This is a genomic window from Aedoeadaptatus acetigenes, from assembly GCF_025566985.1.
GTDB classification, from domain to species: domain Bacteria; phylum Bacillota; class Clostridia; order Tissierellales; family Peptoniphilaceae; genus Aedoeadaptatus; species Aedoeadaptatus acetigenes.
This window is the reverse complement of the sequence record NZ_JAOQJD010000006.1, coordinates 26,174-40,986: the sequence shown is the minus strand read 5'-3', so window position 1 is coordinate 40,986 and position 14,813 is coordinate 26,174. Positions and strand designations below refer to the sequence as shown.

15 protein-coding genes are annotated in these 14,813 nt (G+C 31.8%); 3 read left to right on the top strand and 12 right to left on the bottom strand.

Translation table 11 applies throughout. The features are described from left to right. Positions 1–10: 10 nt before the first annotated feature. The 4 genes from OCV31_RS04495 to OCV31_RS04480 all read right to left on the bottom strand — a co-directional run bounded on the left by OCV31_RS04495 (position 11) and on the right by OCV31_RS04480 (position 3,627). Positions 11–622, bottom strand: coding sequence for a TetR/AcrR family transcriptional regulator (locus tag OCV31_RS04495; RefSeq protein ID WP_055318213.1), 612 nt, complete (start codon positions 620–622; stop codon positions 11–13). A 169-nt stretch (positions 623–791) separates the two neighbouring features. Beyond that, on the bottom strand, positions 792–2,276 hold the full coding sequence (locus tag OCV31_RS04490) for an ABC transporter ATP-binding protein (protein WP_019132795.1): 1,485 nt from the start codon (positions 2,274–2,276) through the stop codon (positions 792–794). Next, entirely contained in the window at positions 2,273–3,016 is a 744-nt protein-coding gene (locus tag OCV31_RS04485) for an energy-coupling factor transporter transmembrane component T (RefSeq protein ID WP_055318214.1), read from the bottom strand. Before OCV31_RS04485 ends, OCV31_RS04490 begins: the two co-directional genes overlap by 4 nt. Next, entirely contained in the window at positions 3,016–3,627 is a 612-nt protein-coding gene (locus OCV31_RS04480) for an MptD family putative ECF transporter S component (protein ID WP_019132797.1), read from the bottom strand. Before OCV31_RS04480 ends, OCV31_RS04485 begins: the two co-directional genes overlap by 1 nt. A 264-nt stretch (positions 3,628–3,891) precedes the next feature. Here OCV31_RS04480 and OCV31_RS04475 point away from each other — a divergent pair, with 264 nt between their 5' ends. From OCV31_RS04475 to OCV31_RS04465, 3 genes are all read left to right on the top strand, one after another. Continuing rightward, on the top strand, positions 3,892–4,884 hold the full coding sequence (locus tag OCV31_RS04475) for a helix-turn-helix domain-containing protein (RefSeq protein ID WP_019132798.1): 993 nt from the start codon (positions 3,892–3,894) through the stop codon (positions 4,882–4,884). A 281-nt stretch (positions 4,885–5,165) separates the two neighbouring features. Further along, positions 5,166–5,522, top strand: coding sequence for a plasmid mobilization protein (locus OCV31_RS04470; protein ID WP_148472995.1), 357 nt, complete (start codon positions 5,166–5,168; stop codon positions 5,520–5,522). 1 nt (position 5,523) lies between these two features. Next, positions 5,524–6,855: a relaxase/mobilization nuclease domain-containing protein gene (locus OCV31_RS04465; protein ID WP_001018680.1), complete on the top strand. Its 1,332-nt coding sequence runs from the start codon at positions 5,524–5,526 to the stop codon at positions 6,853–6,855. A 482-nt stretch (positions 6,856–7,337) separates the two neighbouring features. On the opposite strand, the gene OCV31_RS04460 is transcribed toward OCV31_RS04465, so the two are convergent. The 8 genes from OCV31_RS04460 to OCV31_RS04425 all read right to left on the bottom strand — a co-directional run bounded on the left by OCV31_RS04460 (position 7,338) and on the right by OCV31_RS04425 (position 14,779). Beyond that, positions 7,338–7,691 carry a transposase gene (locus tag OCV31_RS04460; RefSeq protein ID WP_001895960.1) on the bottom strand — a complete coding sequence of 118 codons (354 nt, stop codon included), beginning with the start codon at positions 7,689–7,691 and terminating at the stop codon, positions 7,338–7,340. Between the two features lie 204 nt (positions 7,692–7,895). Next, positions 7,896–8,327, bottom strand: a complete 432-nt coding sequence (locus OCV31_RS04455) for an IS110 family transposase (RefSeq protein WP_316533178.1) — start codon at positions 8,325–8,327, stop codon at positions 7,896–7,898. Positions 8,328–9,341: 1,014 nt separating this feature from the next. After that, complete coding sequence (locus tag OCV31_RS04445; RefSeq protein ID WP_001176020.1) at positions 9,342–9,866, bottom strand: phosphotransferase; 525 nt, start codon at positions 9,864–9,866, stop codon at positions 9,342–9,344. Positions 9,867–10,082: 216 nt separating this feature from the next. After that, the gene (erm(A), locus tag OCV31_RS04440) at positions 10,083–10,814 is read right to left on the bottom strand and encodes a 23S rRNA (adenine(2058)-N(6))-methyltransferase Erm(A) (protein WP_023079061.1); all 732 of its coding nucleotides are present in this window, start codon (positions 10,812–10,814) and stop codon (positions 10,083–10,085) included. Positions 10,815–10,871: 57 nt separating this feature from the next. Beyond that, a complete protein-coding gene (locus tag OCV31_RS09775) occupies positions 10,872–10,931 on the bottom strand; it encodes an erythromycin resistance leader peptide (protein ID WP_146743586.1) in 60 nt (19 codons plus the stop codon). Positions 10,932–11,547: 616 nt separating this feature from the next. Continuing rightward, positions 11,548–13,161, bottom strand: coding sequence for an ABC transporter permease (locus tag OCV31_RS04435; RefSeq protein WP_025194366.1), 1,614 nt, complete (start codon positions 13,159–13,161; stop codon positions 11,548–11,550). A gap of 25 nt (positions 13,162–13,186) precedes the next feature. After that, the gene (locus OCV31_RS04430) at positions 13,187–14,068 is read right to left on the bottom strand and encodes an ABC transporter ATP-binding protein (RefSeq protein ID WP_101749679.1); all 882 of its coding nucleotides are present in this window, start codon (positions 14,066–14,068) and stop codon (positions 13,187–13,189) included. Between the two features lie 84 nt (positions 14,069–14,152). Further along, positions 14,153–14,779, bottom strand: coding sequence for a TetR/AcrR family transcriptional regulator (locus OCV31_RS04425; protein ID WP_000587963.1), 627 nt, complete (start codon positions 14,777–14,779; stop codon positions 14,153–14,155). Positions 14,780–14,813: the final 34 nt, after the last annotated feature.

The following is a 14,813-nucleotide window of genomic DNA, read 5'->3' as shown; positions in this document are numbered from 1 at the left end:
TCTCCAAATCTTATATTCTCAGCAAATCTTTCCATCCAGCATAGAAAAATTTTTTAACGTGTTGAATGTAAATATTAGCTTCATTTAAATTCATATTTTGGGAAAGAGGTACTAAAATTCCCTTTATATATGAACTGACTAATATATGAACAAGTTCATACAAAATAAATTCATCTACATCACTTTTATTGTTAGTTCTAATAAATTGTATGGTTGCATCTGTAATTATTTTAGAAATTTCATCAAAATAGAACTCATATTTTGTTCCACCTGATAAATTTAAAATCATTAAAAATTCTTCCTTGTATTCATATATCAATCCAATAAATCTATCTTCATTCTCCCAATTTTTAAAGACACAATTTATTTGCTCCTCTTTGGGTAATTTTTTGTAATCTCTATGTTCTTTATCAAGGAATTCTTTGAGTCTATTTGCGGGTTTTTCAACTAGGCTATTAAATAAATCTTCTTTAGTACTAAATCTCTTGTATAACGCTCCAGTAGTTATGCCTGCATTTTTACAAATTACATTTAAAGAAGTTTTTTCAAACCCATTTCGTTTAAATTCTTTTTTTGCATTTTCCAATAATCTAGGAGTAATGCTAATATCTTGGTTCGCCATAAAATTCCCCCTTGTACATTGATAATAGTACTATCAATTATGTTATTTTTTTTGCAAGAGGCATCTTAGTACCTCTTGCAAAAGCAAAATCAAAACAAACAATCAAAGTTGCTGATTTATTTTGTCCATTATTTTAAAAAAGAACCTAAAGCTTAATTCATCATTTCATCTACATGTAAACCTGATTCCAAAATTCTTGAAGTGTCTCCTGTATTGCCATATCATCTATATTTCCAATACATTTTACTTCCCCACATTCAAGAAATAGAATATAATCACAGCATCTTGAAACAAGCTCCGAATCATGCGTAATCACAAATTGCGTTCGTCTCGCCGCCTTCATACGCTTTATAGCATCTGCCACCTCAATCATATGCATATAATCAAGTCCACTAGTTGGTTCATCATATAGGAGAAATCTTTTATCAGATGCAAGCGCACTAGCCATTGCAACACGTTGTTTTTGCCCTCCGGACAAAGACATGGGATGAGAGTCTTTAAATTCTTCCAACCCTAACTCTTTCAGAATAATATTTGTTCTTTTCTCCTGTTCTTCATGAGACAATCCTAACCTCTCCATAGATAACCTGACTTCTTCAAATACACTTTCGGTAAAAAGCTGCTGATTTACATCCTGCATAACAATATAAGTACTTTCGATTCGATTTTTTCTTTTAAAACTTTCTCCATTTAGAAAGATATCCCCTTTCGACCTTTTTTCCAAACCACAGAAAGCATGTCCGAAAGTAGATTTACCTGCTCCATTGTTTCCAACAATGCCGATAATAGAGTTTTCCGGAAGGTTTATATAAGGAATAGAAAGAGCCGGTTTATTTTCTCCTTTGTAAGTATAACTAAAATCAACAAACTCTATTTTTCCAGCATTATCCGTTGCTCTATTCTCTTTTTGAAATTCAGGCTTACTTCTAAGCCCCATAATTTTTAATTGTTCTTTACTGATTTTCTTAAATTGTTCTATTGTATAATCATTTATAATTCGTCCATTTTTCATATATATCACACGATCAGCTAAATCCATAAGCCATTCCAAACGATGTTCAGCAATTATCACCGTTTTTCTATCCTGCTTCCATTTTTTAATAATCTTTCGCAGCTGTGCGATAGTATGCGTGTCTAAATTGGAAGTAGGCTCGTCCATAACGACTATTGGAGGATTAGGTGCTATAGCGGAAGCACAAGCAACCCTCTGTTTTTCCCCGCCAGATAGAGAAAAAAGACTTTTCCCTAGCAATGCAGTAATATCAAGAGCCTCAACAATATTTTCAAAACGTTCAAAAATAAGTTGTTTCTCCATTCCGAGATTTTCACATGTGAATACTACTTCTGTATCTGTTTTAACTGTATAAAACTGGGATTTTGGATTCTGAAATACTGATCCTACATAATACGCTAGCTGATACAGTTCACATTCAGCTACATTGTTTCCGCAAACAAAAACTTCACCTGACATTTCCCCTTCATAAAAATGCGGAACTAGACCATTTATCATTCTTGTAAGAGTTGTTTTTCCACAACCAGATTCACCACAAAGCAGGACAACTTGACCTTCCGGAATATTTAAGCTCACATCTCGCATACCATTATTTCTCTGCCCGTTCTTATATACAAAACTTGCATTTTCAAATTTAATCATAAAGCCCCCTTTTGCTTGAACATAAGAATAAAATAAAGGATATAAAAAATAATTAAACTGCCGAAAACAAGATAGTCTCTCCACGTAAACCCAATATTACTTACATTAGTTCTTTCATTAGGTGCTGCAAGTCCCCTTGTAAGTGCAGAAGCAGCCAAATCATTACCAATAGATACAATGCTTGTTAAAAATGGAACCATCCTAAACTCTAACATCATAAGAGGGTTGCGAAAAGAACCTATCCCTCGCAATTTCATAGCATCTCGCACATTTACATATTCTTCTCTAATGGTAGGAAAAAAACGAAATGTTACCGAAATAGGAATTGTAAGTTTTTTCGTAACATGCATTCTATCCATAGCTGCAATAAACTCGCCTACAGATGTTGTTGAAAAAATAAAATATGCCATCATATAACCAGGAATAATTTCTACCGAAAATGCAATTATTCCCGTAAACAAGAGGTTAAACCAAGTTGGTAAATGCGGTGCAAGAAGATCTGGAACAAATAGTGCAAAAAGATACAAAGCAAAAAAATAAACTACTGCTCGCACCTTCTTTAAAACAATCAAAAAAACAAACGGCAAAAGTGAAAGTATCGTGTGAAAAACTTTTAAGTATCCAACAGGAGAACCACTGAGCAAAGTAGTTGATACAAGCAAACACATCAATATCTTTGTTCGTGGATCAAGATATAGTTTATCCGCCGTTGCATTTTTCTGATATAGTTCAGAAATCATTACACCAACCCGCTTCTTTCAAAATGTTTCCTCAAAACCTTACGACCAATCATCCCGCCAAGAAAGCCGCCCACAAAGCAAGAAACAATCAAAAGAGGGAATAACCACCAGTTACTATGAAACCATCCATAAACAGAATACATAAATGTTTCTCCATAGCTAGCTGCCTTATTCTTTAACCATTCCTGACTCGCTGTGAGCCAATGTACATAATTTCCCGCAATACATATACTCGATACTGCATATGCAAGAACACACCCCATGCTCTTTTGGTATTTGGAAGCTTTCAAAATAAGTTCTCCAACAATTCCTGTTATGATTGCCCAAATCAATAGATCATATCCCATTCCTGTTAAAATCATGGCAATCCCAATTACTGCCTGTAAAATTATTAGCATTCCAAATTTCTTTATCTTTGTAAAATAAAGCATCATTGGAATACCTTCTACAAATGGGACAACAAAAGTGAGAAGTAAAAAGCCAATTGGAATCAACCCCAAAGTGCATGCGACTGCAATAATAATAACCACATAAATCGCTGAAAAAATCCCAGCATTGATTAAATCTTTACCATTTAATCTGTTTGGATTCAAACCTTTCTTATCTGTCATGTAATACATCCTCCTTAATTTTTTATATTTACGCTTGATACTCAAGAAACATCATTTAGTATTTTATCCAATACATATTATTAATTTATAAACTCATTTTACTTGATTTCCCTTGTGGTTCAGCATATAATATATACAAAAGGTTAGACCTAGCTAACTCATATATTTATTATAATATGCAAAGTTATCCTTTGCAATATCTCCAAATTTTGTTTGGACATTATACTAAAAATTTTGGACATTTTATAAAAAGGAGCGCCGCAAATGTATGCTGATAAATTTTATTCCGGTTTATTTTCTCAACTAAATCTAAATCCTGATAAATCTGGTATCAAACCCAGTGGTGGTTTTACCATGGTGCCAAAAGATAGTACTGGCGAAGGATATCTATGGACATACCCTGTAAATGCATTTTGTTCTATAAATATTTACCATCTTTGTTTTTATAATGAAATGCATTACAGATATTATCACCCTAAAATGTTGGTACTTTCCCAAAGTTCATTTTATGTTGCAAGAGCAATTAAAAAAAATTCTTGTAATCAAAAAAATCAACTTATTGGTTATTACCTTGATAATGGCGAGCATGAATATATAATTCCTGCTGGGATTTGGTTAGACAGTGTTGGAGTTTCAATTTTCCCTGAATATTATGAAGAATACCTTCCAAAAATATTTCATCAAGACTTTTCTTCACTTTCAGAAATAGTCCCTCGAATTGGTACAGACCTATTTATACCAAAAATCTCAACAATACTTGATGATATTGCCACATACACACCAACATCAGAAATCTCGGAACTATTCTATGAGGCTAAAATATTAGAAATAATCGAAGCATTTTTATCTTGGAAAAGCAATGCTGTTCACAATGTTATAGACAAAGAAGATTCAGAAGCACTTCATCGTCTTGGTCACTATTTAGAACAAAACTTTTCCAATCCAACGAACATTCAAATGTATGCACGCATGTGCAATATGAGCAAATCTAAACTGTCTGAACTATTTCACTCAATATATGGATATACAATTGTAGAATTTATTAAGAACTGCCGCATAGATAAAGCAAAAAGATTATTATTAGAAAATGATTTATCAATACAACAAATCGCTAGCGCTGTGGGGTATTCTCATCAAAGCAGTTTTACTTATATTTTCAAACAACATGTAGGATGCACGCCACGTGAATATAGAAAAGATAATTCTAATTTTCACAGCATTAGTTCTACAATTTCAACTTCTAAAAACCATTTATGATATTAACAGTTCTGTAACCTCAATCATTATCTGTATTTTGGCAATCTTTATATAGAATAGCCCACGATTATTTGTTATAATATAGTTACAAATTCAAAACTTGCTTAACGCTTGATATCTAATTTATTCTTATGTAGCTTATGTAGCAAGCACAGTAAGTGTACGGACACTTACGAAAAAATTAATGGAGCATACCTTTACGGAATGCTCCATTTTTTTAATTTTTACCTTGTTAGGGAGAACCCTAAGACCCCGAAATATATTTTATAAAGGAGAATAAGATGGCAAATAGATTTAGAAATGAAAGAATAGAAATAAAATTAACTAGAGAAGAAAAAGAAGTTTTTGAAAAGAAAATGAAACTTGCTAATTGCAAAACTATGTCCCACTTTCTTAGAAAATGCGTATTAGAAAAAGAAATTTATGTTGTAGATTTAGAACCATTTAGAAACTTACAATGGCTACTTTCAAATGCAACAAATAATATAAACCAGATCGCCAAGGCTACTAATACAACTGGTGTTATTTACAAAAATGAAATTGAAGCAATGAATAAAGAAATAGAAAAATTATCAAGAGAAATATGGCAGATTCATTCCCTACTTCTTAATAAATCAAAAGAAAGTTCTGGTGATTAATATGGCAATTACAAAAATAAATCCTATAAAATCAACTCTAAATTTAGCAATAGATTACATTACTAAGAGCGAAAAAACTGATGAAAAAGTCTTAGTATCTTCATTCAAATGTCATCCATCTACTGCCCATATTCAATTTTTGAAAACTCGAGAAGATAATGATACTAAAGGAACAGTCTTAGCTAGACATTTAATTCAATCTTTTCTACCAGGAGAGGTTGATCCTATAAAAGCTCACGAAATTGGAATGGAATTATGTAAGAAAATTTTAAAAGAAGATTATGAATTTGTTCTTGCAACTCATATAGATAGAGGACATATCCATAACCATATAATTTTTAATAATGTTAATTACAAGACTGGTAAATGCTACCAATCTAACAAAAAATCTTACCACAAAATCAGGTATCAAAGTGATGAATTATGTAAAGAAAATAAGCTTTCAGTCATTGATAAATACTATGAAGCTTACAAGAGAAAATATAAAACTGCTGGTAAGTCTTGGTACGAATATGATCAAAACAAGAAAGGAAATTCTTGGAAGTCTAAACTTCAATTTGATATAGATAGAATGATCAATAAGTCTAACTCGTGGGAAGAATTTTTAGATAATATGAAATCTATTGATTATGAAATTAAGTTTGGTAAACACATTGCTTTTCGTCATAAAGATAAGCAAAGATTTACAAGAGCTAAGACTATCGGAGAAGATTATACTGAGGAAAAAATCAAAGAACGAATAGATTTAGCAATTAAAAATAAAGCTAATCCTATTAAAAAGCGTGTAGGAAATGTTATTGATATATCCACTAATGAAAAAGCTCAATCCTCAAAAGGTTATGAAGTTTGGGCAAGAAAACATAATATCAAAACAATGGCTGACTCGATAATTAAGCTTAGAGAACAAGGAATTAAATCTATTACTAAACTCGATGATCTAATCAAAAAATCTGCTGATGATAGACAAGACTTGTTAGATAAAATAAAGAAAATCGAAAGTGAAATGAAAAGTTTATCCCAAGATATGGAAAATATAAATACTATAAATAAGTATCGTGAAATCTATAAATACCACAAGAAAAATCCTGAAGATAATCAGTTTGCAGAAGAATATTATAGTGAACTTTCTGTTTATAAAATAGCCGCTAAAGAAATTTTAGAAAACTATAAAAAGCTTCCAAGCACAAAAGAAATACTATCAAATCTCGATAAATTGCAAGAAAAAAAGAACACCCTTATGCAAGAGTATTCTTTGAATAAAGAACAATTTTCTGACCTTGTTCAGTATAGGAAAAACTATGAAAATTATTATGGAAAGGAAGTGGAGAGATAAAAAGCTATAAGCGGATAAACTTATAGCTTTTTTAAAATTATTTACAAATTTTTATTCTAAACTTATTATCTTACTTAAAGAGATCCTACTAGATGACTAGCAAACATTGCTATAGGAAGTAATAAGATAAAAAGGACATTTAATGCCATAAAAAACCTATCTTTTTCCCTTACCCCAAGTATTAAACCTACTAGTCCAATAATTGGACAGACAAGCATGTGAGAATAAGCAATAAATACGCATCTCATAATTTATTATATCATTTTTTATAAAAGAAACCTGCTAACAAAAGTCAAGTATAACCTGATATAAATTTCAGGTTATTTGATTATTTGAGTTATTAAATTAGCGTATAGCAAACAAGCCGAGTGTAATCAATCGGCTTGCTTTTTAGTGTTATTTTAAATCTTATGCTACTTTTAATTCTTTTTTCTCTGCTTTTGATTCCATAACTCTTGCATAGTAGATTCTTAAGAATTTGTTTAAGCCTGCAAATTTGCAAACGTTTTGGCTTTCCCTTCTTTTTCTTTTTTTATCATATACTTATATATTTCATTTTCTGGATTTTTAGCACTCATCATACATTTCATTGCTTGGTAGCCTACTTTTCTTAGTATTGCGTTTCCTCTTTTACTTATTTTTCTTTGATCTGCTTTAAAGTTTCCTGATTCATATGGTGGTGCGTCTATTCCTATAAAGGATATTAGGCTTTTTTTGTTTTTAAATTTTGATAGGTCTCCAAATTCTGCTACTATTTGTACTGCTAATTTTTCTGATATGCCTGAGAATTTTTTTGCTTCTTTATATTCTTCTAAGGGCTCGGATATTTCTATCATTTGTGATAAAATTCTATTTAGAATCTGATTTATTTGTTTTATCAGGTTTATTCCTTCTCTGATATTCGTTTCTAGTTTTGAGTTATGAGAAGGTTGTGTTGAGATACTATCCTCTGCTATTTTGTAAATGGTTTTTGCTTTGTTTGCATTTGGATGGTATCTCTTTTCCTTTGCCCAAGTTTTATATTCTTCTACAAATTCTTCTTATGTTTTTTCTAATACTAGGTCTTTATGCCACCATTTTTCTAGAAAGTCCAATAGTTTGTCTTTTGAAAAGTCTCCTGAATTATGTGGTATTAGTTTTTTTATGCCTGGAAATGTTTGATGTATTGTTTGATCTATGTAGTTCATTTGGTCGATTCTTAGCTCCATGTAATGTTGGTAGCTTCTATTTAATTCTTTTAGGATTCTGTAGTTCACTTCATCTATTTTGTATTCTTCTAATTCTTTCCAATACATTAGTCCATATTCTGCTATTTGTTTTGCATCTATCTTGTCGTTTTTTGCTTTTCTAAAGTTTAATGCTCTACAGAATTGTTTCATTTTTAATGGATTTATTACTGTTACAAAGTAGTCTTTATCTTTTAATTCATAAAGTATTGGGAGATGATATTTTCCTGTTGCTTCCATTGTTATTTTTACTTCTTCTTTTATTTTTTCTAGTTTCTCTAAAAATTTTTCTACTTCTGTTTTTTTAGAGAAACATCAAAGGGTTTCCAGATTATTTTGCTTCCTTGTCCTAATGCACAAACTGTGATTTTTTCTTTTGATATGTCTATTCCTACAGATATCATGTTTTTTCCTCTTTCTTTTTATTTTGTAGTTTCTACCTGCACCATTACACTCTTTTTAGCTTGTGACACGGGCGTTTTGCCCAACCTGCTTAACCGAATATGAATAATGAAAAGGTAGTTGACAGTTTTTGTGGCGGATGTTTCAACCCTAAAACAGCCTCGTCATACTACTTCTTCATTATACAAAAATAGTGCAAGATAGGAATTACTTCCTTTCTTACACTATTTATGGTACTAAAAAACAGCCCACAAAAATCTGTTTAAATCCTCTAATTGAACAAGTTATGATACTAGAACTGTAAACATTACATAGGAAGTAATAAGAGTGTTGGTAATTTAACACTATAAATAACTTGTTTTTTTCTTTCCTCTATTATTCCATGCTATTCTCCTGTAAATATCCCCACATATAGAGCAGTAGACAATACTTGAAAGGGCGTATTTACTGGAATAGATTCTTCTTTTCCCTTTGCCACTTACCATATTAGCTCGTCTATCCATTTCTTCTTAGACTTGCATGAAGATTTCTTTTGGTATGATCGCTTCGTGGCTATTTTCTATATAATATTGAGGTTCTTGATCCTCAATTTATTCTTTAATTATAATTAAGATATTTATCTAAATAGAAAAATGGCTTTTAGGATTTCTTCTAAAACCCCAAAACCATTAATTTCAACACTTTTATAGCCTATTATCTTATTTTCCTTGACATCAATACCACCGTCTCCACATGCCCTGAAGTTCCAAAGTTCCGTAACTTTTTATGATTAATTATACTGAAAGCAATTTGATATAATTCTTGTTTATTCATTTTCTTCTCCAATATTATTTAGCTTAATAATACATTATTCTTTTTTCAAAACACTAAGTTATTCAGTTCACCATCAAGAACTTTTATAGTTTCATTTCTTTCCTTATCCTCTTGATTGTCATATAAAAGTTGTTCAATAAACTCCCATATATCTTCTAGTTTACGTCTAATATGATAGAATAACAAAGCATCCGTATTGATTAAAAAATCTTTGTGTAATTTCAGGTATATGTTCATAAATACATCATAATATGGCTTATCAACAAAAAACATGAGATCAGCTTTTACTGGAGCCAATTTCAAGCCTTCCCAGTCAATTAGAACTAACTGCTCATCCCGTTGCATCAAGTTCCAATTATGAATATCTGTATGGCATAGGGCCATTTTAGGATTACTTCGTCTTAGAATCTCCGACAGTCCTTCAACTCTGTCAATAGATTGTTCAAGGGGTTTTATGTGTGCCCCAAGCAAGCATTTTAAGTCCATGGGAAGACTGGCGCATTCTTTACGCAATACTTGTTTTAGCTGTTTCAGAAATGGCAAGCTAAAATCTTCCCTAATTAGTTGCACATATACCTACTATATCAATAAATTTTGAGTTATCATTGACTATATTAGTTGCTATTATCAGAATAGTCGTCGATAACTATATTTTCGTGCAAATATGCAAATAAGTAAAATGATAGTTATGTTATATCATAATAATTGAAAATAATAGAATGCATTTTTCAATGTAATAAGATTAAGCGTTCTCTTAAAGTTAGAGAACGCTTAATTATTTTTAATTTATTGAAATAATTTGTAACTATTGAAAACAGACAAAAATTGTTCATTGGATAATTTATCAAGATCAGTAACATTCGCATGCTTCAGCACCTGTCTTAATTGATTTTTAGTAAAAAGAACATGATATTCCCTGTTTACCCATTTATAAACGAAAAATCTATACTTTTTGTAGTCCTTCTTTAAAATAAATGGTTTATGCCTTTCAAGTACAATCAATACAGAATCTACATTAGGCTTAGGGTGAAAATATGCTCGTGGCACTTTTTTAAGAATTTTTATATCCATTTCCACCATTAACAGCAAACCTAAAGCTCGTTGGGTATTTTGCAACCTTTTAGCAAATCCCCTCTCTACAATAAGGTAGCTATATTTCGCTTGACTATCAAAAGCAATCTTTTTTACAATATCAGTACTAATATTGTAGGGAATATTACCAAATATTTTATAGTCTGTATTTTTAGGAAAGCTAAACTTCAAAATATCCTCATGAATAACTTTTATATTCTGAAAAGGTTCAACTGCTTTTTTCGTGGCATGACATAAACCTTCATCAATCTCTATAGCATTCACCCGTTGACTCATTTCCACAAGTTCCTTGGTAAAATGTCCTTTTCCTGACCCAATTTCTATTATTTTATCTTGTTTATTGATATTCGTATATTTTAATATTTTCTTTACATGCTTTTTAGATGTAATGAAATTTTGCGTATTTTTCGGGTTTTTCTGTTTCATTATACCCTCCTCCTTGCCGGTTATAATGAACTAATCTTAAGAGCTCATTATAACCAATTATTTTTGGTTTGGTTGATAATGAAATCTCTCAATAACAAATATAGAAAACATACCCATACCTTTACCTCCTTTAATTTTTTTCATTATAAATGAGATAAAGTAATATCTACTACTGCAATACATGTACACATATTTAACTCCTCCTTATGCAACTGATTATATCACTTTTAATTTCTCTATTCAATAAAGTTCTGTGCTAATCTACCTCACCCTATGGATTTTTAATCCCGAAACATCAAATGTCATCTGTCAAATGCCCTATTTAAAAGGGTCAAAAAACGGTATTTTTTAGCCTGTTTTTGACCCAATTTTCGTACTCAAACCACTACATGTTGTGGTTGACTCCTATTATTCCTTGTCCAAACCACAATACGTCATCAGAATTGCTGCTTCAACGTGGGACGAGTTGATAGAATTGATGTATTTATGATTTTTAGCGAAACTGTTGTATATGGGAACATATCGACTAATTTGTACGTTCGTGGGAACATAACGACTAGCTTTCTAATGGTCGCCAAAAGAATCGAAATATAATTCTAGTTTAGAATACTTCTATCCTTATCAAATATATGAAACTGTAATAATAAAATTTAATTGCTTTCATCGACTAATGTTAAAACCTACAACACAAGAATTTAAATCATTAGATTACACTATTTACTATTCAATCAATTTAAGCTCCTTCATTCATATCCCTTCTACTATACCCCAAGAAACCTATTACTATTAAAGCAATGCTAATTATAGTAACTGTAAGAAAAACTGATGCTTCAAAATCATCCATTGGCATTTGAGGCATCCAACTTTGTATAGCAGTATTTAAAAACCATTCCGGGAGGTCTATTAAGCCGCTAAAATAATTTAATAAAAAAGAGAATGTAAGATAAATATACACTATTTTACCTAGTTTCGGTGCCCATCCAAGAGCTAACGCTGCCAGACCTATAAAGAATAAAACAGTAGGGAAAAGGTTAAAGCCAGCAGCAAAAAAGTCAACTATATCCATCTCTCCGCTATTCCCCATCGCAGAGATAGCAGTACCTCCAAGACTACCTGCTGCTAATAAAACTCCTAATAATCCGCTTAATATCGATAACCCTATACTAGTCCAATATAATTGACTGCGGGTTACTTTTGTTGCATAAATCTGACTTAAGTGTAATCGTCTTTCTTCAGAAAAGAGTTTATTTACAATCGCAATTGGTAGAATGGAAACTAAACCAATCAAAACCATCATAACTGTGCCTGTGAATGATTCTTCAATAGAAAATCCTGTATGAGAAAACATTTGTTTCATCATTTCATTACTTTCTAGGAATGTCTGCATATCTCCATAAATCGAACCATAGGCAGCACCCATAACAACATATGCGATTAACCAACTAATAATGACACCTTTATTAATATTTATAAATAATCCTCGGACGGACAGCAAAGACTGCTTTGCACTTTCACGCCCTTCTCTTTGCGGTAAATATCCAGCCCCCATATCGCGGCCACCTTCAAGTGAAAAAGCTATGAACACCACTATTATACTGAAAATTAAAGCAAAAATAAGTGGAAACCAATTATTATCTGTAAAAGGAAAAGTTAAATATGTCCAGCCCAAAGGATTCATCATAGATAAGTCAACATTGGAGACATCTGTTCCAGCACGAACAATGTATAGTAAGCCTACAATTCCTAATGATGATCCTGTTGCAGCCGATGACGTGGGCATAATTTGTGCCATTATTAGAGCAATCCCAGCACCAATAATCCCTGCCATTCCAATTGATGCCCCGTATAACACGGAACCAAAAATAGAAATCGTATCGGCACCGAAACTTATCATTACTACTGCAATAAAAAGTGCTAGTATACCATTGATAAAGACTATCTCTGCTATTGCTGCAAGAGAATTTGCCTGACGACCTATTTGAAAGGAACGCAGTAGCTCAGTAAGGCCAAGATCTTCTTCTTTACGAGTATGACCTATCACGTGTAAAATAGACATTATCATCGCAAACAAACCACAAAACAACAACATTTCATGTGCATACATTGCTCCTAAGGTATAATCAGCTCCTGTTTCAACTGGGGTCGGCCCTACCATAGATATCATTGCAGGGTTTTGCAAAGTTTCGAACATGCCGACTAAACCTTGCCCTTTTGCTATTTCTTTGAAAGCTGGAACAAATCCAGCCGAAAACATGCCAAGTCCCAATACCCATATAATAATTTTTTTCCAATCTCGTTTTAAATACTGTAAAAACAATATGTTCCAACGAGCAAATTTTTCTTTCATAATAATTTTTCCACCTTCCCACGGTTTAGCTTTCATAATGACGCATAAACAAATCTTCAAGTGTTGGCGGTATAGATTCAAACCTTGTGACACCTAATTTGCTAGCTTCAATTAAAATACTATTGAGATATTGATTATCGAAAGAGAATGTTGCTTGGCTATCATTTTGAACAAAATCATGTACTCCATCTACAAAAGCCATTTTTGATACATCTCCACTTGTCACTAAAGTGACAGTAGACCTAGTTAAATGTCGTAATTCATCAAGGGTTCCAGTTTCAACAATTTCACCTTGGCGTATAATTACAACCTTATCTGCTAATCGTTCTACCTCACTTAAAATATGGGAGGACAATAAAATAGCTTTACCAGATGCTTTAATTTTTTCAACTTCTTCTTGGAAAACTTGTTCCATTAGAGGATCAAGACCAGATGTTGGTTCATCAAAAATATATAAATCAGAATCAACAGATAATGCTGCAATCAATCCAACTTTTTGACGATTTCCTTTTGAATATCCTTTGGCTTTTTTCTTAGGGTCTAATTCAAAACGTTTAATTAAATAATCGCGCTTTTCTTTATCTCCACTACCATGTAATTTAATGAAGAGATCGATAATTTCTCCTCCCGTTAAAGATCCCCAAAGGGCAACATCTCCAGGGACATAAGAAATTCGCTTATGAATTTCAAGGCTATCCTTCCAAACATCCTTACCGAATATCTCGGCAATACCAGCATCACGTTTTATAATTCCTAATAGGGCACGAATAGTTGTAGATTTCCCAGCACCATTAGGACCAATAAACCCTACCACTTCCCCCGATTTTATCGTGAACGAAACGTCACGCAATGCTTGAAATTTACCAAACTTTTTTTGTAATCCTTGTACTTTTACTATATCGGTCATAATATAGACACACTCCTTTAAAATTTTTTTAGATAAAAATCTAAAGCTATTATATTTTCATTTCAATACACCTTTAATTTAGTTTTATTTATAAAAGCTGTATTTCAGTAATTCGGCATAAACGTTCCACTCTTCTAGATATTTCTCTCCAAATCTACCAATATCATCAAAGGTAAACAATTCCTTTAGTCCTTTCTCTCCTACACCAAACATCGTCCAATTCAAAATCTCAATTGCTTTTTCAATATCAACTCCTTCCCTGAATTTAGAGTAATCAATGTCTTTATATAATTTATTTATGGCTTGATTATAGATTGGATTGAGCCTTTGTTTAATGATATCCTTTACTTCTACAGACTCCTCTTGTTTAGTTGATGCCAAGAATTCAAATGCCTGTGGGTACTTTTGTTGAACATAGAACTTTTGTAAAGCAACTCTTTCGATTCTTTTAAATAAATCAGTTTCAGACAAATCAATTTCTTCATTTAGATTCACGATTGCTTTACTACTATACTCAATCAAGTACAAGTAAAGATCCTTTTTACTGTTAAAATAGTTAAACAGCGAGCCTTTTGAAATATTAGCTCTTTTTACAATTTCGTTAGTAGATGCTTTTTCAAAACCATTTCGAACAAATTCTTTTATAGCTGCGTTAATAATTTGCTTTTGTTTTTCTGGTTTTAAGTTATTAAATTTTGAATAAATGATCAAAACCACCTTTCTTTATAAACCGATGACCCAACTG

What these genes read in the sequence shown, in the direction of transcription:
- OCV31_RS04495 (WP_055318213.1), bottom strand. Translation starts at nt 622, where the DNA reads ATGGCGAACCAAGATATTAGCATTACTCCTAGATTATTGGAAAATGCA.
- OCV31_RS04490 (WP_019132795.1), bottom strand. Translation starts at nt 2,276, where the DNA reads ATGATTAAATTTGAAAATGCAAGTTTTGTATATAAGAACGGGCAGAGA.
- OCV31_RS04485 (WP_055318214.1), bottom strand. Translation starts at nt 3,016, where the DNA reads ATGATTTCTGAACTATATCAGAAAAATGCAACGGCGGATAAACTATAT.
- OCV31_RS04480 (WP_019132797.1), bottom strand. Translation starts at nt 3,627, where the DNA reads ATGACAGATAAGAAAGGTTTGAATCCAAACAGATTAAATGGTAAAGAT.
- OCV31_RS04475 (WP_019132798.1), top strand. Translation starts at nt 3,892, where the DNA reads ATGTATGCTGATAAATTTTATTCCGGTTTATTTTCTCAACTAAATCTA.
- OCV31_RS04470 (WP_148472995.1), top strand. Translation starts at nt 5,166, where the DNA reads ATGGCAAATAGATTTAGAAATGAAAGAATAGAAATAAAATTAACTAGA.
- OCV31_RS04465 (WP_001018680.1), top strand. Translation starts at nt 5,524, where the DNA reads ATGGCAATTACAAAAATAAATCCTATAAAATCAACTCTAAATTTAGCA.
- OCV31_RS04460 (WP_001895960.1), bottom strand. Translation starts at nt 7,691, where the DNA reads ATGATAGAAATATCCGAGCCCTTAGAAGAATATAAAGAAGCAAAAAAA.
- OCV31_RS04435 (WP_025194366.1), bottom strand. Translation starts at nt 13,161, where the DNA reads ATGAAAGAAAAATTTGCTCGTTGGAACATATTGTTTTTACAGTATTTA.
- OCV31_RS04430 (WP_101749679.1), bottom strand. Translation starts at nt 14,068, where the DNA reads ATGACCGATATAGTAAAAGTACAAGGATTACAAAAAAAGTTTGGTAAA.